17 protein-coding genes, 1 pseudogene and 1 CRISPR repeat array are annotated in these 23574 nt (G+C 73.2%); of the genes and pseudogenes, 10 read left to right on the top strand and 8 right to left on the bottom strand.

Annotation, left to right across the window (positions count from 1 at the left end; translation table 11 throughout):
• The first annotated feature begins 166 nt into the window (after positions 1 to 166).
• The 3 genes from ACIQTO_RS20095 to pip all read left to right on the top strand — a co-directional run bounded on the left by ACIQTO_RS20095 (position 167) and on the right by pip (position 3148).
• Positions 167 to 1126: a GNAT family N-acetyltransferase gene (locus ACIQTO_RS20095; protein ID WP_402389560.1), complete on the top strand. Its 960-nt coding sequence runs from the start codon at positions 167 to 169 to the stop codon at positions 1124 to 1126.
• A complete protein-coding gene (locus ACIQTO_RS20090; protein ID WP_402389558.1) occupies positions 1123 to 1947 on the top strand; it encodes a lysophospholipid acyltransferase family protein in 825 nt (274 codons plus the stop codon). Before ACIQTO_RS20095 ends, ACIQTO_RS20090 begins: the two co-directional genes overlap by 4 nt.
• 232 nt (positions 1948 to 2179) lie before the next feature.
• Positions 2180 to 3148: a prolyl aminopeptidase gene (gene pip, locus ACIQTO_RS20085; RefSeq protein ID WP_402389556.1), complete on the top strand. Its 969-nt coding sequence runs from the start codon at positions 2180 to 2182 to the stop codon at positions 3146 to 3148.
• Between the two features lie 162 nt (positions 3149 to 3310).
• On the opposite strand, the gene ACIQTO_RS20080 is transcribed toward pip, so the two are convergent.
• The gene (locus tag ACIQTO_RS20080) at positions 3311 to 3922 is read right to left on the bottom strand and encodes a MarR family winged helix-turn-helix transcriptional regulator (protein WP_402389553.1); all 612 of its coding nucleotides are present in this window, start codon (positions 3920 to 3922) and stop codon (positions 3311 to 3313) included.
• A gap of 76 nt (positions 3923 to 3998) precedes the next feature.
• Here ACIQTO_RS20080 and ACIQTO_RS20075 point away from each other — a divergent pair, with 76 nt between their 5' ends.
• Together ACIQTO_RS20075 and ACIQTO_RS20070 are read left to right on the top strand one after the other, a co-directional pair.
• The gene (locus tag ACIQTO_RS20075) at positions 3999 to 5348 is read left to right on the top strand and encodes an MFS transporter (RefSeq protein ID WP_402389551.1); all 1350 of its coding nucleotides are present in this window, start codon (positions 3999 to 4001) and stop codon (positions 5346 to 5348) included.
• A 30-nt stretch (positions 5349 to 5378) separates the two neighbouring features.
• Positions 5379 to 6380 (top strand): YdcF family protein, encoded by a 1002-nt coding sequence (locus tag ACIQTO_RS20070; protein WP_402389550.1) that lies wholly within the window; start codon positions 5379 to 5381, stop codon positions 6378 to 6380.
• Positions 6381 to 6487: 107 nt separating this feature from the next.
• On the opposite strand, the gene ACIQTO_RS20065 is transcribed toward ACIQTO_RS20070, so the two are convergent.
• Positions 6488 to 7030: a PaaI family thioesterase gene (locus tag ACIQTO_RS20065; protein ID WP_402389547.1), complete on the bottom strand. Its 543-nt coding sequence runs from the start codon at positions 7028 to 7030 to the stop codon at positions 6488 to 6490.
• Between the two features lie 188 nt (positions 7031 to 7218).
• Here ACIQTO_RS20065 and ACIQTO_RS20060 point away from each other — a divergent pair, with 188 nt between their 5' ends.
• Positions 7219 to 8889 carry a PHB depolymerase family esterase gene (locus ACIQTO_RS20060; protein ID WP_402389545.1) on the top strand — a complete coding sequence of 557 codons (1671 nt, stop codon included), beginning with the start codon at positions 7219 to 7221 and terminating at the stop codon, positions 8887 to 8889.
• 122 nt (positions 8890 to 9011) lie between these two features.
• Here the strand turns inward: ACIQTO_RS20060 and mca are convergent, their stop codons facing one another.
• Positions 9012 to 9893: a mycothiol conjugate amidase Mca gene (gene mca, locus ACIQTO_RS20055; RefSeq protein ID WP_402389543.1), complete on the bottom strand. Its 882-nt coding sequence runs from the start codon at positions 9891 to 9893 to the stop codon at positions 9012 to 9014.
• 142 nt (positions 9894 to 10035) lie between these two features.
• On the opposite strand from mca, the gene ACIQTO_RS20050 reads away from it, so the two are divergent.
• The 3 genes and pseudogenes from ACIQTO_RS20050 to murQ all read left to right on the top strand — a co-directional run.
• Positions 10036 to 10680 (top strand): TetR/AcrR family transcriptional regulator, encoded by a 645-nt coding sequence (locus tag ACIQTO_RS20050; protein WP_402389540.1) that lies wholly within the window; start codon positions 10036 to 10038, stop codon positions 10678 to 10680.
• A gap of 159 nt (positions 10681 to 10839) precedes the next feature.
• Entirely contained in the window at positions 10840 to 11520 is a 681-nt protein-coding gene (locus ACIQTO_RS20045) for a DUF6445 family protein (protein WP_402389537.1), read from the top strand.
• Positions 11521 to 11772: 252 nt separating this feature from the next.
• Positions 11773 to 12660, top strand: a pseudogene (gene murQ, locus ACIQTO_RS20040) (N-acetylmuramic acid 6-phosphate etherase); the annotation flags it as partial.
• 64 nt (positions 12661 to 12724) lie between these two features.
• Here murQ and ACIQTO_RS20035 read toward each other — a convergent pair.
• The 5 genes from ACIQTO_RS20035 to ACIQTO_RS20015 all read right to left on the bottom strand — a co-directional run bounded on the left by ACIQTO_RS20035 (position 12725) and on the right by ACIQTO_RS20015 (position 18766).
• Positions 12725 to 13237, bottom strand: coding sequence for an isochorismatase family protein (locus tag ACIQTO_RS20035; RefSeq protein WP_402389534.1), 513 nt, complete (start codon positions 13235 to 13237; stop codon positions 12725 to 12727).
• Between the two features lie 148 nt (positions 13238 to 13385).
• Positions 13386 to 15878: an ATP-binding protein gene (locus ACIQTO_RS20030; protein WP_402389531.1), complete on the bottom strand. Its 2493-nt coding sequence runs from the start codon at positions 15876 to 15878 to the stop codon at positions 13386 to 13388.
• Positions 15879 to 16367: 489 nt separating this feature from the next.
• A complete protein-coding gene (locus ACIQTO_RS20025) occupies positions 16368 to 16877 on the bottom strand; it encodes a hypothetical protein (protein ID WP_402389528.1) in 510 nt (169 codons plus the stop codon).
• Positions 16878 to 17163: 286 nt separating this feature from the next.
• Positions 17164 to 17406, bottom strand: coding sequence for a hypothetical protein (locus ACIQTO_RS20020; RefSeq protein WP_402389526.1), 243 nt, complete (start codon positions 17404 to 17406; stop codon positions 17164 to 17166).
• A gap of 292 nt (positions 17407 to 17698) precedes the next feature.
• Positions 17699 to 18766 carry a hypothetical protein gene (locus ACIQTO_RS20015; RefSeq protein ID WP_402389523.1) on the bottom strand — a complete coding sequence of 356 codons (1068 nt, stop codon included), beginning with the start codon at positions 18764 to 18766 and terminating at the stop codon, positions 17699 to 17701.
• Between the two features lie 421 nt (positions 18767 to 19187).
• A CRISPR array of direct repeats spans positions 19188 to 20614; the repeat unit is 29 nt; unit sequence GGGACCATCCCCGCTGGCGCGGGGAGCAG.
• Between the two features lie 899 nt (positions 20615 to 21513).
• On the opposite strand from ACIQTO_RS20015, the gene ACIQTO_RS20010 reads away from it, so the two are divergent.
• Positions 21514 to 23532, top strand: coding sequence for a glycoside hydrolase family 6 protein (locus tag ACIQTO_RS20010; protein WP_402389521.1), 2019 nt, complete (start codon positions 21514 to 21516; stop codon positions 23530 to 23532).
• Positions 23533 to 23574 lie beyond the last annotated feature (42 nt).

Raw genomic sequence — 23574 nt, 5'->3', positions numbered from 1 at the left:
CCATTCAGCAGGTGCACATCTGCGCTCCGCCGAACCGCAACGTGGACGCCAGCCGACCCGGAGAAACATACGGATACCGGTTCGCACGCCCCACGACCGAGCGGTGCGGGCCGGTGCCACGGCGTTCCGTGGCTGCCGTCGTCCGTGCCGCCCTGGAGGGTCCGCCATGACCACCGTCCCCACGTACGCTCCGCCCGCAGTCACCCCCGGCCACACCTCGGTACTCCCCGCCCCGCTCCCCGTCCAGCTCCCCGCGCAGCCGGCCGGCGGCCGGCCGGTCGCCGGCCGCCCCGCTCCCGCCGGCCCGGCACCGACCGCCCCGGCACCGGTCCTGCTCGGCGGGGCGCCCGCGTACACCGTCGCGCTCGCCCGCGACGAGGACGACGTACGGGCCGCCCAGCTGCTGCGCCACCAGGTCTTCGCCGCCGAGCTCGGCGCCCTGCTGCACAGCCCGGTGGCGGGACTGGACGTCGACCCGTTCGACGAGTTCTGCGACCACCTGCTGGTGCGCGAGGGCGAGGACGGCCCGGTGGTCGGGACGTACCGGCTGCTGCGGCCGGAGGCCGCGCGCCGGGCCGGACGGCTCTACTCCGACGGCGAGTTCGACCTGCGCAACCTGACCCCGCTCCGCGACGGCCTGGTGGAGCTGGGCCGCTCCTGCATCCACCCGGACCACCGGGGCAACGGCGCCGTCATCAACCTGATGTGGGGCGGCATCGCCCGCTACCTCGCGGACACCGGCAACAGCTGGGTCGGCGGCTGCTGCTCGATCCCGCTGGACGACGGCGGCGCCACGGCGGCGCGGGTCTGGGACACCGTCAGCGCCAAGCACCTCGCCCCCGAGGAGTACCGGGTCACCCCGCACCGGCCGTGGGACCCGACCGGGCTGCCGCGGGCCGAGCGGGCCGCCCTGCCCGCGCTGCTCCGCGGCTACCTGCGGCTGGGCGCCTGGGTCTGCGGCGCTCCCGCCCACGACCCGGACTTCGCCACCGCCGACCTGTACGTGCTGCTGTCCCTGGAGCGCACCGACCCGCGCTACCTGCGGCACTTCCTCTCCGGGATGACCGCCGGTACCCCGGCCACCGCGCACAGCGGTGCGGAACCCGCTCCCGGGCCGATCTCATGAGTGCCTGGCTGCCGACGGCCCCCTGCACGCCGGAGTCCTGTCTGACCGAGCCCGGCCCGGTGGTGGCGGTCCCCCGGCGAGTCCTGCGGCTGGCCGCCTTCCTGGCCGTGCTGGTGGTCGGCCTCGCGCTCACCCCGTCGGTGCGGGCCCTCCCCGGGGGGCCGCGCGACGGACTGGTCCGGTTCTGGGCCCGCACCCTGCTCGGCGCGCTCGGCGTCGCCGTCCGCCTCGCGCCGCCCCCGGCCGGCGGGGGCGGCGTCCTGGTGGTGGCCAACCACGTCTCATGGCTGGACATCCCGCTGATCGCGGCCGGCCGGCCCGGCCGTTCACTGGCCAAGACCGAGGTCCGGCGCTGGCCGGTCCTCGGCCCGCTGGTGGCCTGGGGCGGCACCGTCTTCCTCGACCGCGACCGGCTGCGCACCCTCCCGGGCACCGTCGCGGCGGTCGCCGAACTGCTGCGCGCGGGCCGGCCCGTGGTCGTCTTCCCCGAGGGGTCGACCTGGTGCGGGCGGGAGAGCGGCCGGTTCCGCCCGGCGCTCTTCGAGGCCGCCGTCCAGGCCGGGGCGCCCGTGCAACCGGTGACGGTCCGCTACCGGCTCGCGGACGGACGGGCGACCAGCGTGCCCGCCTTCGTCGGCGAGGACGGGCTGCTCGCCTCGATCGCCCGGGTGGTGTCGGTCCGTGGACTGGTGGCCGAAGTGACGTTCCTGCCCCCGATCCCGGCCCCCGAGGCCCGGACCGGACGGCCGGTGGACCGGTGGCAGCCACGCCGAGAGCTGGCACGCGCCGCCCAGGCGGCCGTGGAGGCGACCGGCCGGTGACCTCCGGCCGGCGCGACCGGGTGCCCACCGCGGGCACCCGTCGCGTCCGGCCACCGTCCGCGAACCGGCGGAGAGCGGGACCGGCGCAGAGCGGGACCAGCCTCCGCCCGGGACCGGCGGACGATCGACGGGCCGCAGACCGGGCGGGTAGCCTCACGACGTCCCGTCCGTTCAGCGCCACCGGCCGCCCGTCACCGCGGTCGGCCACCGATCGCCCAGGAGGACTTCCGCCGTGCCCGAGTCGTACCCGATCGGCAAGCCGTACGCGCAAGGACTGCTGGAGGTCGGCGACGGCCACCGGATCCACTGGGAGGCCTCCGGAAACCCGGCCGGCAAGCCGGCCGCCGTGGTCCACGGTGGGCCCGGCTCCGGGCACAACCCGGGCAACCGGCGCTACTTCGACCCCGAGCGCTACCACCTGGTGCTGTTCGACCAGCGCGGGTGCGGGCAGAGCCTGCCGCACGCGTCCGACCCGGCGACCGGCCTGGAGCACAACACCACCGCCCACCTGATCGCCGACATGGAACGGCTGCGCGAGCACCTGGGCATCGAGCGGTGGCTGCTGTACGGCGGTTCCTGGGGGTCGACCCTGATCCTCGCCTACGCGCAGGCCCACCCCGAGCGGGTCTCGGAGATCGTGATCTGCGGGGTCACCATGACCCGCCCCGAGGAGACCGACTGGCTCTACCGGGGCGTCGGCCGGCTGTTCCCCGGCCCCTGGGAGGCTTTCCGCGACGCACTGCCGCCCGCCGAGCGGGACGGCGACCTGGTGGCCGCCTACAGCCGGCTGCTGAACAGTCCCGACGAGACCGTCCGACGCGAGGCCGCCCGGTCCTGGGCGACCTGGGAGGACGCGGTGATCGCGCACGAGTCGCTCGGCAAGCCGAACGCCTACTCGGACCGTCCGAGCGACGCGCTGATGGCCTTCACCCGGATCACCGCGCACTACTTCGCGCATGACGCCTTCCTGGAGGACGGCCAACTCCTGCGTGACGCCGGGCGGCTGGCCGGGATCCCGGGCGTACTGATCCACGGCCGGCTGGACCTCGGCTCGCCGCTGCGGACCGCCTGGGAGCTGGCGAAGGCCTGGCCGGACGCCGAGCTGACGGTCATCGGGGAGTCCGGCCACACCGGGAGCCCGGCTATGACCGACGCGGTGTTCGCCGCCATCGAGCGGTTCGCCGGCCCCGCCGGGCACTGACCACGACAGCGCGCACTGCCCGCACTGCCCGTACCGCCCGCACTGCCCGTCCCGTGCCACCGGGCGGCGCGGGCTCCTGGGCCGCCCCTGCCACGGCCATACCGCTGCGGCCACGCCTCCGTGACCGCTCCGCCGGTTCGACCCGGAGTCGGCCGCGACCGCTCACGAACGGGCGGCCGGCCTGTCCGCCCGCGTGCCGCCCGGCCCAGGGGCCTCCGCCGCGAGGAGGACCCGCCGCAACAGGTCGGAGAGCAGCCGGCGCTCGTCGGACGCCAGGACGCCCAGCAGCCGGCGCTCCTCCCGGCCGACGACGTCCAGCGCCTCCCGCCAGGCGGCCCGACCGGCCTCGGTGAGTTCGATGTCGACCCGGCGCCGGTCCTCCGTGGAGGGGGTGCGGACGATGAACCCGCGCCGCTCCAGGGCCTCCAGCCGGCCCGTCACCGAGGCCGGCGCCAGGCTGAGGTCGTCGCGCAGATCGGACGGGACGGCCCGGCCGCCGCGGCCGGCCAGGACGTGGAGCGTGTCGAACTCGTGCTTCTGCAGTCCGTAGTCGGCCACGCCCTGCTCACGCACCCGGCTCAGATGCCGCACCAGCTTGGTCATCCGGGTGACGGCACCCTCGATGTCCGGGTCGAGGTGCGGCAGCACCGGGCGCCAGCGCTCGACATGACCGTCGGTCCAGTCACGCGGCCGGTCACCCTGCCCGTGCTCACCCAGGGGCGCTTCCCGCAGCTCATCGCGTGTCTCGTCGGCTCGTCGCTCGGGGTGCTCCATGCGACGAGTCTAGGCTCCACCGAAGCCCGCATATATTTCGTTGCCGAAATTTCGGTGCCGAAATATAGTTTCGCCCGTGACCCATCCACTGAGGCTCCCCGACTTCCGGCTGCTCTTCCTCGGCCGGACCATCTCCACCCTCGGCGACGCGATCGTCCCCGCCGCCCTCGCCATCGCCATCACCCGGGCCACCGGCTCCTCGGGCGCGCTGGCCCTGGTCCTGGGCTGCGCCATGGTGCCGAGACTGCTGCTGCTCCCCCTGGGCGGCGTGGCCGGGGACCGCTTCAACCCCCGGGCGATCGCCCTGACGACCGATCTGGTGCGGGCCGCCGCCCAGGTGTTCGTCGGCATCGAGCTGCTGGGCGGGGACCCCGGCCTGGCCCAGATCGCCGCGGCCGAGGCACTCGGCGGCATCGCCTCCGCATTCGCCCTCCCGACCGCCTCCCCGCTGGTCGCGGCAACCGTCGAGGGAGCACTGCGGATGCGGGCCAACGCGCTGCTCGCCTCGGCCGGCAACGCGGGCCGGCTCTGCGGCCCCGCACTGGCCGGGCTACTGGTGTACACGGCCGGCGCCGGCTGGGCCTTCGTGCTGAACGGCGCCTCCTTCGTGATCAGCGCCGCGCTCCTGACCCGGGTCACCGTCCGGCACACCCCCGCCGAACGCCGGCCGCTCTTCGCCGAACTGGCCGAGGGCTGGAACGAGCTGCGTACCCGGAGCTGGTACTGGACCAGCCTGGTCGGGCACGGCATGTGGAACGGCGCGGCCGCGGTACTGCTCACCCTCGGCCCGCTGATCGCCTCCCGGGACCTGGGGGGCGACGGGGTCTGGATCGCCATGACGCAGGCCGGCGCGATCGGTGTGCTGGCCGGATCGCTGATCGCCGGGAAGGTCAGGCCGAGCCGCCCGGTGCTGATCGCCAATCTCGGCCTCGCGCTGTACGCGCTCCCCCTGGCCGCCCTCGCGGTCGCCGCCCCGGCACCGGTGACGGTCGCCGCCTACACGCTCGCGATGGCCGGTCTCGGCTTCCTCAACCCCGTCTGGCAGACGGTGGTGCAGCAGGAGTTCCCCGCGCAGGTCCTGGCGCGCGTCACCTCCTACGACTGGCTGCTCTCGCTGGCCGCCGCCCCACTCGGGTACACCCTCGCGCCACTCGCGGCGGACGCCTGGGGCAGCACCGTCCCCCTGGCGGTGACAGCCGCACTGGTGGCGCTGGCCTGCGCGGGCACGGCGGCCGTGCCGGGCGTGCGTCGGATCGGGCGCAGCACGGCGAAGGCGACGACCGCGACGGCGAGTGCCCCCGCGCCCACCGGAGCGACCGGGCGGACCGGCGGATCCGGGGTGCCCGTCCGACCGGACGGGCCCGCCGCCGGAGCGGAACCTGCCGTGCTGGAGACGGGGAGCGCGGTGCCCAAGGGCCGTTCATGACCTCCCGATCGGGCCCCCTACGATACGAGCATGATCGCCTATGCCCCAGCGGCCCTCTTCTTCGTCCTGTGCGGGATAGGGGTCCTGCGCGACCGACGCCGGTTCAGCAATGCCGTCCTGCTCGGCATAGCCGTCTCCTTCCTCGCGCTGGCGCTGCTCGCCGAGTTGCGCAAGGCCCCGACACTGGTCGCCGAAGTGGCGGCGGTCGCCATCATCCTGCTGCCGGCGATCGGGACGCTGGCACTGGTCGGCTTCCTGATCGCCAACGGCCTGACCATGGTGCGCAAGGAGGGCAGACGGCCCGCCAACCTGCTCTCCCTGCTCGCGGGGCTCGGCATTCTCGCGGTGATCACCCTGCTCGTCGCGGCGGTGATCACCCGCTCGTACCGGCTGGGCGTCCTCGCCGGCACCGCCGTGCTGGTGGTCGGTTACATCTCCTTCCTGTTCGTCTGTTTCGTGGGCTACGCCTTCCTGTACGGCCGTCACCGGCCGCGCCGGGACGTCGACTTCGTGGTGGTGCTCGGCTCCGGTCTGATCGGCGGCGACCGGGTGCCGCCGTTGCTGGCCAGCCGGCTGAACCGGGGCCGCGACGTGTACCTGAAGCAGGCCGCGCGCGGCAACCCGCCGGTGCTGATCACCTCGGGCGGGCAGGGCCCGGACGAGAAGCTGCCGGAGTCGCACGCGATGGCCGACTACCTGCTGGAGCGAGGCTTCCCCGAGGCGCACCTCGTGCGCGAGGACCGCTCGCGCACGACGGAGGAGAACCTGCTCTTCTCCAAGGTGCTCATGGAACAGGCCAAGCCCGACTACCGCTGTGTGATCGTCACCAACAACTTCCACGCCTTCCGGGCCGCGCTGACGGCCCGCAAGACGGGTGTGACCGGCCAGGTGTTCGGCTCCCCCACGGCCGCGTACTACTGGCCGAGTGCGACGATCCGCGAGTTCGCCGCCGTCTTCCTCTCCCACAAACTGATCAACTTCGGCATCTGCGGCTTCCTCGCCCTGTGCGGGGTGCTCGCCGCCGCCCTCTGAGACCGCGACACCGCCCCTCCCGAGCCCCGGCCGCCGAAGCGGACCGGGGTCCGGCGCGTCACGGGCCCGGTGTGCAGCGGGTCCGGCGCGTCAGGCCGTCGGGCGTGTCAGGCCGTCGGGCGCGGGGCCAGGACCGCACACGTGGTGCTCCCGTGCGCGTACAGCTTGCCGTCCTCCACTCCGACTACCCGCGCCTCCGCCGTCGCGAGGGTGCGGCCGACGTGCAGGGCGACCCCCTCGCAGCGCAGCTTCCCCGTGGCGGCGAACACCGGGCGCACCATGTGCACGTTCAGCTGGGTGGTGGTGTAGCCGGTACCGGCGGGCAGCAGGCTCATCACGGCGCAGCCCAGCGCCGAGTCGAGCAGGGTGGCGAGGTAGCCGCCGTGAACGGTGTTCATCGGGTTGAAGAGGTGATCGCCGACCTCACCCTCGAAAGCCGCCGTTCCCGGCCCGGCCGCGACCAGGTCGAAGCCCAGCGTGCTCGACATCGACGGCGCCTGGATCCGGCCCGCGAGGATCTCGTGCAGGATCTCCTCACCGGTGAGGTGCGCGTAGTCGGAGATCGGCGGCCCGGACTGCCAATGGTGGGTGCGGCTGCGCTTCGACTCCTCCGGCACGGGCTTCTCTCCCTCGCATTCATACGTGGTCATGGGTTCAACCTGCCTCCTCCGCCCGTCCGGCTCAACTGCGATTCGCACCACGGGGGCCGGCCCGCCAATGGCGGCACCGGCCATGACGGGTCGGCCGAGGGCGGGTGACCGTCACATAGCTCCCGGCGGCCGGACGCGCCACGCTGCACGGCATCCCACCGAACTCCTCCCCCACCCAGGAATCCCCCATGGCTCTTCCGTCCGTGCGCCCGTCCGCCTCATCTGCCATGGCCACCTCGCCCGCCTGGTCTGCCGGATCCGCCGGGTCCGCTGCCGTCCGGACCGCCGAGGCCGACCCTGCCGTGCCCGTCGGCCTGCCGCCTCACCGGGGCGGGCGGCTCGCGCGCCGCAGCGCGGCCGCCCTGCTGGCCGCGGTGGCCCTCGTCTCCGCCGCACCGGCCTCCGCCGGTGCGGCGGACTCCTCGAGCCGCCCCGGCCCTGCCACCCTCGCGGCCCCCGGCGGCGGCGCACCCTCCGGAACGTCCACCAGCGGCGCGGCCGCCGACGCGGCGGGCGGGACCTTCCAACACGTCACCGGGTTCGGTACCAATCCCGGAAATCTGGCGATGTACTCCTACACCCCCGCGAGCCTGCCCACCGGTGCACCGCTGGTGGTCGCGCTGCACGGCTGCGTCCAGACCGCCACCGACTACTACCGCAACTCCGGCTGGACCGCCTTCGCCGACCGGTACGGCTTCGCGGTGGTGTTCCCGCAGACCGGCACAGCCAACAACAGCCTGTCCTGCTTCAGCTGGTTCGACGCCGCCAAGGACAGCCGGGGCGCGGGCGAGGCCGAGTCGGTCGTCCAGATGGTCACCAAGGCCCGGGCGCTGTACGGCTCGGACAGCCACCGGGTGTTCGTCACCGGCCTCTCGGCCGGCGGCGGCATGGCGACCGACCTGCTGGCCGACTACCCGGACGTGTTCGCGGGCGGAGCGATCGACTCCGGCCTGCCCGCGCACTGCGCCACCACCCAGAGCGCCGCCTCGGGGTGCCAGAACAACGACCAGCGGCTCACCCCCGCCCAGTGGGGGGACAAAGTCCGCCGGGCCTACCCGGGTTACACCGGGCCGTGGCCCCGGGTCGCGATCTGGCAGGGCACGGCCGACACCACTGTGAAGCCGGTGAACGGCACCGAGCTGCGGGACCAGTGGACGAACGTGTGGGGCATCGGCCAGAGCGCCTCCGAGACCCGGAGTCTGCCGGGCGGCACGACCCAGTCCGTGTACGACGACGCGAGCGGCCGGCCCGCCGTGGCGCTGTACTCCGTCGCGGGGATGGGCCACGGACTCGCCGTCAGCCCGGGGCCGGCCGCCGACCAGTGCGGGGCCACCGGCGCCTACTTCCTGAACACGATCTGCTCCAGCTACTACACGGCGCAGTTCTGGGGGCTGGACGGCGGCGGCCCGGGCACCCCCGCGCTGCCCGCGCCCACCGGCCTGGCCGCGACCGCCGCCGGACCGGACTCCCTCACGCTCGGCTGGCAGGCCGTCACCGGCGCCGCCTCCTACCTGCTGTACCGGGACGGACCGCAGGTGGCCGCCCCGGCGGGCACTTCGTACAGCGACACCGGACTGACCCCCGGGACCGCGTACGGCTACACCGTGGCCGCCGTCGACCAGGCCGGCGTGGTGGGCGCCCGCTCGGCAGTACTGACGGCGAGTACCACCGGCGGCGCGCCGCAGTGCTTCACGGACAACAACTACGACCAGGTGAAGGCGGGCCGTGCGACGCAGTCCGGCGGCCTCACCTACGCCCTCGGCTCCGGGCAGGCCATGGGGCTCTGGAACACCTTCACGACCCACACGCTGAGGCAGACCGGGACCGGCTACTTCGTCCTGGCCGACGGACAGTGCTGAGCCGCCCGTGCCGCGGCCGGCCGTGAGGCGGTGCCGGACCAGGCCTCCGCAGGGCTCCGGTCCGGGGCGCGGGACCGCACCGCAGTGCCGGTCGCCCACCTCTCCCCTGCTTCTGAGTCGCCTCACCCGTGCTCCTCCCCGGGACGCAGACCGGCGAACAGGTCGGACTCCGGAAGGGTCGTCTCCACCAGGCTCCGGGCCAGGTGGTAGTCCTCGGTGGGCCAGACCTCGCACTCGATGTCGCGCGGGTGCGCCATGAACCCGGCGCCGGGCTGTATCTGGGTGGCGTGCGCGAGCAACGCCGCGTCCCGGACGGCGAACTGCTCGGCGCAGCGGATCCGGGTGGTGGTGGCGAGGGCCGGCGGGGTGTCGGGCCAGTCGGCGAGCAACTCGCCCATCGACGAGTCGACGCCGCGCGCCGTCATGGCCTCGTGCATGGTCCGGAACCAGGCCCGGGACAGCGCCAGGTGGTAGTAGAGCTTGGCCGCCTGCCAGGGCTCGCCCGCCGCCGGGAAGCGGTCGGGGTCGGCCGCGGCCTCGAAGGCCTCGACGGTGACCCGATGGGTCATCACGTGGTCGGGGTGCGGATAGCCACCCGTCTCGTCATAGGTGACGACGACCTGGGGCCGGAACTCGCGGATCAGCGCGATCAGCGGCTCGGCGGCGACGGCCGTCGGCAGGAGCGCGAAGCAGTCCTCGGGCAGCGGCTCGTCGGGGCCGGGCAGCCCGGAGTCGGTGAAACCGAGGAAGCGCTGCCGGACGCCGAGGATCTCGCTCGCGGCGGCCATCTCCTGCCACCGGATCCGGGCCAGGTCGGCGCGGACCCCGGGCCGGTCGAGCGCCGGGTTGAGGACGGATCCGCGCTCTCCGCCGGTGAAGGTCGCGACCATGACGTCCACCTCCTGGGCGGCGTAGCGGGCGAGGGTGGCCGCGCCCTTGCTGGACTCGTCGTCCGGGTGGGCGTGCACGGTCAGCAGGCGCAGTGCGGAGGGCTGGATGAACATGGGCGGTCCTTCGGTCCGGGGCCGTGACGGCGAGCGGTCGATCCGGCGGTGGTCCGCCGTGGGTGAACTTAGGTCGAACCCACCGATAAGGTCAAGCCTAATTATTGTGCTCGACCCAGTGAACCTGCGCTAGGCTCACCCCATGACCGAGGGCACCCCCAATCTCCGCGAGCTCAACAAGCGCCGCACCCGCGAGGCGATCTCGACCGCGGCCACGCGGCTCTTCATCGAGCGCGGCTTCGACCGGACGACGATCGCCGAGGTCGCGGTGGCCGCCGGAGTCGCCAAGATGACCGTCACCAACCACTTCCCGCGCAAGGAGGACCTGGTCCTCGACCTGCACGAGGAGATCGTCGCCGGACAGGCCCGGACGGTCGCCGGACGCGCGCCCGGCGAGTCCGCGCTGGCGGCGCTGCGGGGTGCGTGCCTGGCGGCGATCGACCGGCACGACCCCGCGCTCGGGTTCTCCGACCAGCCCTTCGCCCGCACCGTCTCGGAGAGCCCGGCCCTGCTCGCCCGCCTGCGCGAGATCCACGAGCAGAGCGAGAACGCGCTGGCGGCAGCCCTCGCCGAGGCCACCGACTCCTCCCCCTGGGACCTCACCGCCCGGCTCGCGGCCGGCCTGCTCGCCGCGATCCACCGGGCCCTGTTCACCGAGGTGTTCCGCCGGGTCCTGGCCGGCGAGGAGCACGAGACGATATCCGACGCCATCCGCCCGTCCGCCGTCGGCGCCTTCGACCAACTGCGCGGCGCGCTCGACGGGTACGCCGTCCGACCGGCCGGCTGAACCGGCACCGCGCACCGGCGGCGAACCCGCCGTGCGCGTCCCGCTCCGAGCCGCCCCGGACACCGGCACGGCGGCGACAACGCGCAGGTCCCGGCACTTGACGAAAGGTTGACCTGTTCACGGCAGAACGTTGGCGGGCCCCGACCCTATGGTCGGCGCATGCCCCCACAGCCCATCGGACGGACGGCCCTGCCCGTCCTGCCCTACCGCAAACCCACCCCCGGCCGGGACTACTGGGTGCTGGACGACGTTCTGCCCGATCCGGACGCGGTCCGCGAACGCTGCCTGGCCCGGGAGGACTGGACCGAGGGTTACCCCTACCGGCCAGAGACCTGGCCCGGCCTGCGCACCATGCCCGGGCTGGAGCCGGAGGAACTCGCCCGGGTGGAGGCACTGGTCCGCAAGGCCACCGGCGCGTCCAGGCTCTGGGTCCAGAGCACGCCCGGCGGCGGCACACTCAACCACAACTGCGTCCAGCTGGTCGGCGCCGGCGAGTCGGAGTCCCGTCCGCACACCGACTCCCGAGCGCTCTGCCGCTACGCCGCCGTCCTCTACCTCAGCCCCGGCGCCCCCAAGGAGGCCGGCACCAGCTTCTACCGTCAGCAGTTCCCGGGCGGACGCCTCGGCGGCAACCTCGTCGACGCTCCGCACAACAACCTCGTCGAGGCGCTCGGCACCCGGCGCGTCCCGGGCGATGCCTTCGCCGAGGACGTCCGGGTCCCCAACCGCTACAACCGGCTCCTGCTCTACCGCGCCAATCTGATCCACAGCGCCACCGGCTACTACGGCATCCCGCTGGAGGAACGGCGGATGACGGCCGTCTTCTTCTGGATGGCCTGAACCCGGGAGGCCGCACCCCGGCAGCCGGCCGGGTTGACGACACGCGTGCCCGGGGAGACAGCGTTCATGAACAGCGACCTCCCGCCGGACGCGGAGCCCGGCACAACGGAGCCCCGCACAACGGAGCCCGGCACAACGAGAGCCGCCCCGACGACCGGTGCGACGAGGACGGCCGGTGCGAGGACGACAGCCGGTGCGAACACCGGAACGGCCGACCCCCGGGCCACCGGTGGCGCGCCCGACGGCCCGGCCACCGAGGTCGTACGCCCCGAGTGGTCCGCCATCGACCGGTTGACGACCCTCGACCTCGTCCGCCTGATGAACGCCGAGGACCGCACCGTCGCCGAGGCCGTGGCCGGGCAGCTGGAACCGATCGCCGCCGCGGCCGACGCGATCGCCGACCGGATGAGCCGGGGCGGGCGGCTCATCTACGCGGGGGCGGGCACGGCGGGGCGGCTCGGGGTCCTGGACGCCAGCGAGTGTCCGCCGACCTTCAACACCGCTCCCGGCCAGGTCGTGGGCCTGATCGCGGGCGGGGCGGCGGCCCTGGTCGGTGCCGTCGAGGGCGCGGAGGACCGCCCGGACCTCGCCCGCGCCGACCTGGACGCGCTCGCGCCGACCGCCAACGACTGCCTGGTGGGCGTCTCCGCCTCGGGCCGGACGCCGTACACGGTGGCCGCGGTCCGGCAGGCCCGGGCAGCGGGAGCGCTGACCGTCGGCCTGGCCTGCACCCGGGGTTCCGCCCTGGTGGCGGCGGCCGAGCTGGGCATCGAGGTGGAGACCGGACCGGAGGTCCTGGCCGGTTCGACCCGGCTCAAGGCGGGCACCGCGCAGAAGCTCGTGCTGAACCTGCTCTCGACGGCCGTCATGGTCCGCCTCGGCAAGACCTACGGGAACCTGATGATCGACGTGCGGGCGGGCAATGCGAAGCTTCGCGACCGGGCCCACCGGATCGTCGCCCTGGCCACCGGCGCGGACGAGGACACCGTCCGGAGCGCACTGGCCGCCACCCGCGGCGAGGCCAAGGACGCCGTCCTGGTCGTGCTCGCCGGAGTGGACGCTCCCACCGCCGGACGGCTGCTCGCCGCCTCGGGCGGCCGACTGCGCGAGGCCCTGGAGTCGGCCCGGGCGGAGGCCTGACCCGAGGTCGCGGCCACCGGGCCCGGCGCGGCGGGCCCGGCACCCAGCAGGAGGACCGCGCGGGTCACCCGAAGCGGACGGCTCCCCGCTCGACGACCTCGCCGAAGCGGGGCAGGTCGAGGTCGACCGCCGACCGGTGCTCCGCCTCGGTCAGCGCCGTCATGGCGTCCTCGACGAACACCAGCTCGTAGCCGTGGTCGGCGGCCGCCCGGGCGGTCGACTCCACCCCCAGATTGGTCGCGATGCCGCCGAACACGAGCGTGTCCACACCCCGTGCCCGCAACAGCTCGTGCAGCCCGGTGCCGTGGAACCCCCCGATGGTGCGCTTCACCAGGACGGCATCGGCCACCGCCGCCACCTCCCCGACCAGCGCGCTGCCGGGCGGCTGCTCGGCGACGTTCGGACGCTCGACGCGCAGCGCGACGACCGGGGCGCCCGCCGCCTGGAAGAGCGCCGCCAGTTCCAGCGACACCGTGAGGGCGTCGGCGCCCGGTCGCGGGGCCAGCGGCAGTGAAACGATCCGGTCCATCAGGTCGACCAGGACGAGCGCGGTCCGGCCGGAGTCAAGGGTTCGCATGGCGGATCACGCTAGCGGATCACCGGGGCCGGCCGGCCTCGCAATCCCGCTCGGCTCCACCGGCCCGTCCTCCGGGGACCTCCGCGCCGCCCGGCAAGCGTCCGCCCCCGGCAGTGGGCCCACGCCCCGGCGTCCACGCCGTCCGTGCTCATCTCCCCCCGCGCCGGAGGCGATGCCACCACGACCGCACCCCGTCCCGGTCGGGGTCCGGACGCGCGCTGATCACCTCCAGCAACACGCCGAACGCCTCGTCCAACTCGCGCTTCTCCAGATGCCGCAGACCCTGGATCAGCTGGATGCCACCCAGCGCCATCGTCTCGCGCTGCCGCTCACCCAACTCCCGGAAGATCGCCACAGCCGCCTCCAGCGCGCTGACCGCCTCATCCGGGGAACGCGACCCGGGGTCGATGATCAGGCTCATGCCGAGCAAGGCCGAGGCATCACCTTCGCCCAAACGTGGCCCGGTCTCGCCGGACATGTCGACCGCCTCGCGCAAGGACTCCGCGGCCTGCCGGGCGTGTCCGGCCCTGAGCAGAACCGCACCACGGCGCAGGAGGACATCGCCGGACATGGAGTGGGAGCCTCCCTCGGGGAGTTCGGCCCCCACCTCCGGGAGGGAGAAGGGAAGGCCGCCTTCGTGGGCCGCCTCAGCTCCAATGAGATCGAGGTAACTCCGGGCCACGCCTTCCAACCGGGAATCCCCGGTCTCGTGGAATGCCTCGATGGCCTGCCGAAGCACGTCGAGACACTCGTCGCCCCCACGATCCGCCCGGTGCAGCACGGTCCCGAGGGCTTGGAGCGCCTCCCCCTCGCCATGCCGGTCGCCGACCTCCCGGAAGACGGCGACCGCCTGCCGGGCCGTGCGCACCGCGACGTCGAACTTCCCCGCCCCGCCCCACGCCCGCCCGAGGTTGCTCAACGCGAGACCGAGTACCTGGCGCTCCGGGGTCCTCCGCAGAACCTTGACCGCGCGCCGCAGAGGAGGCAGAGCGGACGTGTACTCGGCCATGGCGCCGAGGGAGGATCCGACGCCGCTCAGTGCCATGCCTTCGCCGGACTTGTCCCCCGCCCGGCGGAATCCGTCAGCGGCCCGCTGATACATCTCGGCCGCTCGACGAAACTGCCGGCCCTCCGACAGGGCAACCCCGAGGTTGATCGACGCGGCAGCCGCCATACCGGGATCGTCGATCTCGTGGGAGCAGCGCAGAGCGGACTCCGCCGTTGTCAGCCAGTCCTCCAGGAGCCGACGCTCGTGGAACACCGGGGCCAGGAGGGTCGCGAGGTACAGCCCGAAATCGGGGCGGCCGATGGCCGGTTCCCCCGTCGTGGCGGCGATGAGGCCGGGAAGCTCCTCGTCCATCCACGCGCCGGCCTGTTCCGGAGCGGCGAAGATCCGCCATCCGTGACTGTCGCTCCCCGGGGCGCCGATGTCCGCGTGCGCGGCTTCGGCACCCTGCACGTAGTAGGCACGAAGACGGTCGAGAGCGTCCGACGACGGGACGCCGTGCCCCTGTTCCAGGGCGTACAGGCGGACCAGGTCGTGCATCCGCCAGAGCCGCTCACCGCTCCGCTCGACCAGGTGAGCGCGGGCGAGTGCCGCCAGTCGTCGGCGGGCGGTGCGGCCGTCGATGTCGGCCAGCGCGGCAGCGGCCCCCAGCGAGATCCGCGGACCGGGAGTGAGTGGCAGCAGTCGGAAGAGCTGTGCCTGGTCCGGCGTGAGGCGACCGAGCGAGAGGTCGAACGCCGCGCGGACGCCCAGGTCCTCCCGCTCCAACTCGTCGAGCCGGGACCGTGCGTCGGTCAGGTCCTCGACCGTCGAGGCGAGGGCGCGCCCCGGGTCGTCGGCGAGGAGCGAAGCGACGATCCGCAGTGCGAGCGGGAGGTGGCCACACAACTCGGCGATCCTCGTGGCCTCTTCGGGCCCGTCGTCCATCCGTGTGTCGGCGTCTCCGCGAGCCTGCTGCAGGGCGTCACGCAGCAGCTCCAGGGAGCCGGCGGCCTCAAGGACGTCCAGATCGAGCAGTTGGGCGCCCAGATCGGACAAACGGTGCCGCGAGGTGACCAGCGCGGCCGTGGTCCCGTCGCTCGGAAGGAGCGGTTTGACCTGTCGGGCGGAGGAGGCGTTGTCGAGGACGACGAGCACGCGGAGGCCCTGGTCGGCGTAGTTCGCGAGGACGGTCGCCCAGAGCCGGGAGCGCTCCTCCAGGCCCTCGGGAATGGTCTCGGGTGACACGCCGAGTGCGTGCAGGAAGCCGTGGAGCACGCGCTCGGGCGATTCCCGACCCCCATCGGTACCGCCGTGCAGATCGCAGAAGAGGACCCCACCGGGGAACCAGCCCGACTGCGCTCGGGCTCGCGCGGCCACTTGCAGGACCAGTTCGGTCTTCCCGACCCCGGGCATCCCCGAGACCGCGCACACGACTGCGGCGGAGGCGGACCACCCGGGGTCCAGACACGCGAGCAGCGAATCCAGCTGGTCCTGCCGGCCGGCGAAGGTCCGGGAGGGCGCGGGCAGGCCCGCGAGGGCGGGAACGATCCGGGGTGGCGCGGTGACGTTCCGGGCCTGCACCACGGTCCCGAAGAACGTGCCCCCGGTGATGGTGTTGTGGACCGCGCCACCGGATTCCGCAGGCCCGGTCACCGCGCGACCTCCGGCTCACCGCCGGCGCGCCGTGCCGTGCGTGACGCCGGCCGTCGGCCTCTGGGCGAGAACTCCAGGCTCATCCGGCAACTCCCGTTCCGAAGTGGCGTCCGACCTGGGCGACCGTACCGCATCCGGGTGGGCAGTCGAAGGGAGCTTGCACGGCAACTACGCCGTGGCCGGGGCACGTTCGCGCGGGGTGCGGCTCGCTCCCGCCAACGTCCCGGGTCACCGCGGCGGAGAACAGGTGGCCGCCCCAGCGCTTGGCCCGCGCCGACCACAGGTGGACGTTGCCGCCCGTCCTTGACCACCTGCCGGTGACTGGCGATCACGGCGTCCACCTCGGCGCGCACCACGTCGATCAGGCCAGCGGCCGGCCGAGCTGCCTCACCCGCTGAGCGGGCGGTCGCACCGAGAGGGCGGTCTGTGAGCTTGTGGCCGTTTCGGCCAGCAGATCGCGTCAGCCGGGCAGGACACTTGGCCGATGGTTCACCCGCCGATTTGGAAAGGCAGTCCGCGATCGTTGCCCAGCGACCGTCGTATGCCGTTGACGAGTCGTATCTCTGCCTGGGCCGGTTCTTGTCTGGCCGCGTGGAACTCCTCGGGGCTCAACGGATTCCTCAGCGGATCGGCCCGCCTCGCTACTTGCTCCAGGAAGCCATCGACGGCGTGGCCGAACTCGTCGATCGCTGTCGCCACATCGTTGGGGGCTACCAGGCTCACGCGTGTCAGGGCCGAACTCCACTCTCCCCAGTCGTCATCCCAGCCCCGGCGGTCGGCATGCGCCCGGCCGATCTCCATCGTGAACTTGGCGTAGTGGCTGAACAGCTCCTGGTAGGCGGCCAACTGTCGATCGCGGAACCACTGCCGGTCCTGTGCACACCGCGTGACGATGCCCCCGACCATGACGCCGATCGTGGCGGAGAGAGCCCCGGCCGCAGTTGTCACCAGCGTATCGAGTACTGCACCCCCGCCGTTCCGCGTCAGCGACTCAACCATTGATGGCGACCGTAGTGGTGATCAGCGTTCCGCGGCAGCGATATGTGCTGTGAGCAGGGTGTTCTGTGATGGGTCATCAATGTCGGTTCGAGCTGGTGTCGGGTGCCGCCGACATCGGCTGGGGCAGGATGACCAGGCCGGGTTCGGGTTCGGGCTCGGGCTCGGATTCGGGTTCGGTGAGGATGCTGCGGTTTCACGAGGCGCTTCAGCTTGGCGCGGATGCCCACGGTGCGCCGCGGTTCCAGCCCGATGCCGAGAGCCTGGCCAACATCCCTGGCCCGCAGGCTCACCCGTCCTGCTCGAAGGCGGCGAGGACTTCGCGATAGCCGGGCGGCAGCAGATCGGGCAGCGAGGTACCGTCCTCGGCCGCCGGCTCCAGCACGGTCTCGCGAGTGACCTGAAGGCGTTGCAAGGCGCGCTCGGCTGCGGCGAGTTGCTCACTGGGCAGGGTGATCTGCTCACGCGGTCGGTCGACCGTGTCCTGGACCAGCTGCTGCCGGGCCTCGACCTTGTCCAGGAGGTCCCTCATCGATACTCCCGCTCCTTGAAGGTGTCGGGCCCCGCTGACGCCCGGGTCGAGCCCTCCGACCGTCAGCAGCAGCCAGACCTAGACAACAGGGCCTCCGACAGGCCCAGCCGCGGCCGGTGCATCGGGCAGGCACAACAACACCCGCCCGGTCTCGCGGGGCACCGTCGTGCTGCCACGGCCGCGGTCGGCAACAGGGGACGTCTCCGGGCCCTGGGCCCGGTCGGCCGGGGCATACGGCCGCGTCCCCGCCCCGGAGCGGTGCGATCACCGGTCCGGGGCGGGGATGCGCGGGCTACGGATGCCAGCGGAGGACTTCCGGCCTGCCGTAGCCCGCGAGGCCGCGGAGCATGAGCTCACCCACGACGATCCCGCTGTCGGTGATGAAGTAGGCCGTGGAGTAGGGGTACACCGACGCCCACTCGGGAAGCGCGGTGACGGACCCGTCCGGTTCCCAGCGCTGCGCGTAGAACTGGGCGCGGGCCGGCGGCGGGTCGCTGGTGTACCCGACGATGGCGCCCTGGTCGTTGATGCCGGTGGCAACGCTGGTGAGCGTGCTCGGCGCGAGCGGCAGAGGCGTGCCATCGGCGGACCACCGCGCGGCCTGTCCCCCGAGGTTGCCCACCACCGTGCCACCGTTGTTCACGGCCCGCGCCCGACTTCCCGCCCCCAGGTCGGCGACGGCGCCGGCGGCGTTCCAGACCAGGGCGTGGTCCGCACCCGTCGGAGCGCCCGGCCGCCCGGTCCCGATGATGATGCCGGAGTCGGTGATACGGGTCGCGCTGCTCGTCACGTACCCCGCCGGCGCGGCGAGCGCGGTGACGGTGCCGTCGGGGCCCCACACCACCGCCCGTTCGGAGCCGATACCACCGGCCGGATACGAATACCCGACCGCCGCACCCGAGCTGTTGACGGCCACGGCCACGCTCTCGGTGTCACCCGGCAGCGGCGGCAGGGCGACGGGTGCGCCACTCGCCGGCCACGCCACGGCGTGCACCGAGGCCGCGCCCCGGGAAGAGCCCACCGCGGTGCCGTTGTCACTGATCGCGGCTGCAGTCGCCGCCGTGTCCCCGGGCAGCGGAAGCAGTTCGCTCGGCGTGGACGGCGAACTCCATCGCACCGCGTGCCCCTGGGTTCCGGCGCCCGGCGAAGTGGATGTCCCCACCACGGTGCGGGCGTTGTTGATCCCGGTCGGGCTCCCACCGACGTCCCCGGGCAGCAGGGTCAGCTCGGAAGCCCGCCCGTCCACCGGCCAGAGCATGGCGAACGTCCTGATGTACTCACCACGGGAGAGGTCCCCCACGATGACCTCGGAAACGCTGTCCCCGTTGGCGTTGGCAGCCTTGAACTCACTGGAGTACACGCCGGGTTCGAGGGACGGGAACTGGATTGAGGCACTGCCCGGGTACGGGGCAGCCGCCGCCGGGACCGAACTCGTGGCCAACGCCGCAGCCGTGGAAACGGCGACGGCAAGGACCACGGAAACCGTGCGAGAGGTGCGCTTGCTCATGAGATGTGCAGCTCCTGTCTCTCGTTGACGTCGCGGAGGCTCCAGCGAGCCGATGGCACGCCGCTTCCCCGCCCCCGCGCCGCGCACCAGTCTCCGTCAGCCCGGTGGGGGCGCGCAGCCCGACCGATGATTTGCCCCCGTCCGATTCGCCGCCGAACCAAGGTCACCTCACCGAGAGGAAGCGAGGACGGTCGAACCAGGCCTCCCGCCGACCGGCGGCCCGTCCCACGGACGCCCGACCTTCACGCACCACAACGGCACGTCGTCGGCGATCTGGTAGTCACGCGACGGCACGGGGAGCAGACCACCAAGGTCGTCGTACCTGGGGTGTCCGGGACCATCCCCGCTGACGCGGGGAGCAGGGTGCCGATCAGCGGGCGAACGGCGGCGAGGTGGGACCATCCCCGCTGGCGCGGGGAGCAGTCGAAGCTCAAGGGCGTCGAGGAGCCGCAGCTGGGACCATCCCCGCTGGCGCGGGGAGCAGTGTTGTATCTCCGGAACCTGTCGTGAAGCGCAGGGACCATCCCCGCTGGCGCGGGGAGCAGTCAGGGACCGGCTCCCTGCCGGGGAGCACTACGGGACCATCCCCGCTGGCGCGGGGAGCAGTAGCAGATGCCCGCGGACAGGGACACGGTCATGGGACCATCCCCGCTGGGGCGGGGAGCAGGCTCGATGAACTCAAGGTCGAACTTCGCCGTGGGGACCATCCCCGCTGGCGCGGGGAGCAGGAGAACGTCGTCGATGCCCGCAACTGGGCCCTGGGACCATCCCCGCTGGCGCGGGGAGCAGCCGGGTCCTTCTCGACGACGAGGGTGTGGCTGGGGACCATCCCCGCTGGCGCGGGGAGCAGCCGGGTCCTTCTCGACGACGAGGGTGTGGCTGGGGACCATCCCCGCTGGCGCGGGGAGCAGGGGTTCGTTGAGACGGATCGGCACGCGACTGGGGGACCATCCCCGCTGGCGCGGGGAGCAGTACGAGAGGGCCGCCCACACCGAGGCCGGCCTGGGACCATCCCCGCTGGCGCGGGGAGCAGCAACGATTCTTTATCGGGCGGGCGAGCAGCAGGGGACCATCCCCGCTGGCGCGGGGAGCAGAGCCACTAGAACGGAGGCTCCTCCGCGTACTTGGGACCATCCCCGCTGGCGCGGGGAGCAGTCTGCGCGGAGCCGCAGGCGGTCCACGTCCGGGGGACCATCCCCGCTGGCGCGGGGAGCAGCGGGCCGGCGGCTCGGTCGGGGAATCGACGGGGGGACCATCCCCGCTGGCGCGGGGAGCAGGCCTCGCCGGCCTGGGCCTGGGCGGCGGCCGCGGGACCATCCCCGCTGGCGCGGGGAGCAGCCACATTCCATGGACGGGTACTCGCGCGAGCGGGGACCATCCCCGCTGGCGCGGGGAGCAGCGCATCAGCGCGAGGGCCTCGGCCGCGTGCCGGGGACCATCCCCGCTGGCGCGGGGAGCAGGCAACTCCTTCAGGAGGTCCAGCAGATGAGGGACCATCCCCGCTGGCGCGGGGAGCAGGGCTCGGCCCGCAAGCGGGGTCTCGTGGCGCAGGGACCATCCCCGCTGGCGCGGGGAGCAGCCTCCGCAGCCCGGCCAGCAGGACGGCGCGCTGGGACCATCCCCGCTGGCGCGGGGAGCAGACGAGCTGCTGCCCGAGCTGGAGGATCGCGTCGGGACCATCCCCGCTGGCGCGGGGAGCAGACTGCGTGACCTGGGGTTTTAGCCGGCTGCGGCGTAGAACTCAGCCACTTCCACTGATTCGGACAAAAGCAACATAGCCGCTGTTCCTCTCTTGAATGTGGCCTTGTCCATCGCTGGAGCAGTATCGGGCACTATCGTCGATCATCCATCCTGCCGCTGACAACAACCAGCCCCTTCGGCCCGGTAGCCGATCAACTGCCGTGGTGCGGCTGGTCCGGAATGTTGGCGGAACGGGTCCGTCCACCCCCGGTGGCAGTTTCCCTGGCCAGCATGCACCGTCAGCGCGGAAACATGTCGGGCACAGGGGTCCGGTCCGCCGGCGGCCGGGTCGAGGCCGGCTTCCAGCCGCCTTACTCGACCCGCCATAGGACGAAGGTCGGTGGTGACGCAGTTCGCCGGCGATACCGACAGGCGCGATCGATGGCGGAGAATCCACCTCACGGGCTCCGCAGTCGGCCTGGACGTAGACGCCGGCCCCGCGCCCGGTCACCTCGAACGTCCCGTCGTCGGCGACCTGCAGCACTCCGGCAGCGCGTCCCAGCACCGGGCCAGGGCTTCCGCTCAGCTCGAACGACGACCGCCCACCACCACCCCCAACCGCCCACCACCAGTCCCCGGCGGCCCACCACATCCGACGCGCGGGAGCGCTCCCACAGATATCCGCCCAACGCCTTGACGCCCCCGAGCGTTCATGGGTTGATAGCGAAGAGCCCGAGGCTCACACTCATCTCACCGTTACAGCAGCTGAATTGAAGGCCCTAATAGCCTCACTCGGCCGCTTCGACCGCCCACTGGAGAAGCCGCACGAGGATCGTCTCCCGACCACAAGTGGGAGCGATCCCACGCTCCGGCTGGGCCGACACACTTCCCTTGGGTCCCCCACCCGAAAGGACTCCCCCATGCCTTCCGGCCACCACAGCAGCGGGCGCCCCCGCCGCAGGCCTCTGCCTCTGCTCCACCGGCTGCGCGCCCTCGCCGCGGTCGCGGCGCTCGGCGCCGCCACGCTCCTGCCCGTCGCCACCGCCGCCCCGGCACAGGCAGCCGCCCGCGTCGACAACCCCTACGCCGGCGCGGGCGTCTACGTGAACCCCGAGTGGGCCGCGAACGCCGCCGCCGAACCCGGCGGCAGCGCCGTGGCCGGCCAGCCCACCGCCGTCTGGCTCGACCGCATCTCGGCCATCAGCGGCACCTCCGGCCACCTGGGGCTGCGCGGCCATCTGGACAACGCCGTCCGGCAGGCCGCGGGCAAGCCCTTCGTGGTCCAGCTCGTCGTCTACGACCTGCCCGGCCGCGACTGCGCCGCCCTCGCCTCCAACGGCGAGCTGGGCCCGACCGAGATCGGCCGCTACCGGACCGAGTTCATCGACCCGATCGCCGCCGTGCTGGCCGACCCCGCCTACGCCGGCCTGCGGATCGTCACCACCGTCGAGATCGACTCGCTGCCGAACCTGGTGACCAACGCGGGTGGCACCGCCACCGCCACCCCGCAGTGCGACACCATGAAGGCCAACGGCAACTACGTCAACGGCGTCGGCTACGCGCTGGCCAAGCTGGGCGCCATTCCGAACGTCTACAACTACGTCGACGCCGGCCACCACGGCTGGCTCGGCTGGGACTCCAACCTCGGCCCCGCCGTCGACGTGCTCCACCAGGCCGCGACGGCCGCCGGCTCCACCACCGCCAACGTGCACGGCTTCATCGTGAACACCGCCAACTACTCGGCCCTGAAGGAGCCCTACTACACGGTGGACGACTCCGTGAACGGCACCTCGGTGCGTCAGAGCGCCTGGGTGGACTGGAACCGCTACGTCGACGAGCTCTCCTACGCCCAGGCGTTCCGGCAGAAGGCCGTCGCCGCGGGCTTCGACCCGGCCATCGGCATGCTGATCGACACCTCGCGCAACGGCTGGGGCGGCGCGGCCCGCCCGACCGGCCCCGGCGCCCGGACCAGCGTCGACAGCTACGTGGACGGCGGCCGGACCGACCGCCGGTTCCAGACCGGCAACTGGTGCAACCAGTCCGGGGCCGGCCTCGGCGAGCGCCCGCGGACCGCACCCGAACCGGGCATCGACGCCTACGTCTGGGTGAAGCCCCCGGGCGAGTCGGACGGCGCCAGCCGGCTCATCCCCAACGACGAGGGGAAGGGCTTCGACCGGATGTGCGACCCGACGTACACCGGCAACGCCCGCAACAACTTCCACCTCTCCGGCGCGCTGCCGAACGCACCGCTGGCCGGCGCCTGGTTCTCCGCCCAGTTCCAGGAGTTGCTGAAGAACGCCTACCCGCCGGTGACCGGTGACGGCACCGGCGACACCACGCCGCCGAGCACCCCGGCCGGGCTCCGCTCCACCGGCGCCACGGCCGCCACCGTCTCACTCGCGTGGACGGCCTCGACCGACGACGTCGGGGTCACCGGGTACGACGTCCGCCGCAACGGCACCCTGGTCGGCTCGACCTCGGGCGCCGCCGCCATCTCCTACACCGACAACGGGCTGACCGCCTCGACCGCGTACGGCTACACCGTGGCGGCGCGTGACGCGGCGGGCAACTCCTCGGCCGCCTCACCGGTCCTCACCGTCACGACGGCCGCCGGTGGCGGTGGCGGTGGCGGGAACACCGGCTGCACCGCGACCTACCGGGTCGGCAGCGACTGGGGCGGCGGCTTCAACGCCGATGTCACCGTCACCAACACGGGCACCGCCGCCGCCACGGGCTGGAAGGTCACCTGGACCTGGGGTGGCACCCAGCAGATCACCAACCTGTGGAACGGTGTCCTCACCCAGTCCGGCACCGGCGTGAGCGTCGCCAACGCCCCGTACAACGGCGCACTGGCGGCGGGCGCGAGCACCGGCTTCGGGTTCGGCGCCGGCTACTCCGGAAGCAACCCCGCGCCGACGCTGAGCTGCACCGCGAGCTGACACCCCGGCCGGCCGGTGTCGGCCCCGCCACGACGGCGGGGC

The organism is Kitasatospora sp. NPDC091207, assembly GCF_044768625.1.
GTDB lineage: Bacteria > Actinomycetota > Actinomycetes > Streptomycetales > Streptomycetaceae > Kitasatospora.
The sequence above is the reverse complement of the archived record's forward strand: the minus strand, read 5'-3'. Positions and strand labels throughout refer to the sequence as shown.

Excerpts from the sequence above, each read along its gene's own strand:
- ACIQTO_RS20095 (WP_402389560.1), top strand. The coding sequence starts at position 167 with ATGACCACCGTCCCCACGTACGCTCCGCCCGCAGTCACCCCCGGCCAC.
- ACIQTO_RS20090 (WP_402389558.1), top strand. The coding sequence starts at position 1,123 with ATGAGTGCCTGGCTGCCGACGGCCCCCTGCACGCCGGAGTCCTGTCTG.
- ACIQTO_RS20080 (WP_402389553.1), bottom strand. The coding sequence starts at position 3,922 with ATGGAGCACCCCGAGCGACGAGCCGACGAGACACGCGATGAGCTGCGG.
- ACIQTO_RS20070 (WP_402389550.1), top strand. The coding sequence starts at position 5,379 with ATGATCGCCTATGCCCCAGCGGCCCTCTTCTTCGTCCTGTGCGGGATA.
- ACIQTO_RS20065 (WP_402389547.1), bottom strand. The coding sequence starts at position 7,030 with ATGACCACGTATGAATGCGAGGGAGAGAAGCCCGTGCCGGAGGAGTCG.
- ACIQTO_RS20060 (WP_402389545.1), top strand. The coding sequence starts at position 7,219 with ATGGCTCTTCCGTCCGTGCGCCCGTCCGCCTCATCTGCCATGGCCACC.
- mca (WP_402389543.1), bottom strand. The coding sequence starts at position 9,893 with ATGTTCATCCAGCCCTCCGCACTGCGCCTGCTGACCGTGCACGCCCAC.
- ACIQTO_RS20050 (WP_402389540.1), top strand. The coding sequence starts at position 10,036 with ATGACCGAGGGCACCCCCAATCTCCGCGAGCTCAACAAGCGCCGCACC.
- ACIQTO_RS20045 (WP_402389537.1), top strand. The coding sequence starts at position 10,840 with ATGCCCCCACAGCCCATCGGACGGACGGCCCTGCCCGTCCTGCCCTAC.
- ACIQTO_RS20035 (WP_402389534.1), bottom strand. The coding sequence starts at position 13,237 with ATGCGAACCCTTGACTCCGGCCGGACCGCGCTCGTCCTGGTCGACCTG.
- ACIQTO_RS20025 (WP_402389528.1), bottom strand. The coding sequence starts at position 16,877 with ATGGTTGAGTCGCTGACGCGGAACGGCGGGGGTGCAGTACTCGATACG.
- ACIQTO_RS20020 (WP_402389526.1), bottom strand. The coding sequence starts at position 17,406 with ATGAGGGACCTCCTGGACAAGGTCGAGGCCCGGCAGCAGCTGGTCCAG.
- ACIQTO_RS20010 (WP_402389521.1), top strand. The coding sequence starts at position 21,514 with ATGCCTTCCGGCCACCACAGCAGCGGGCGCCCCCGCCGCAGGCCTCTG.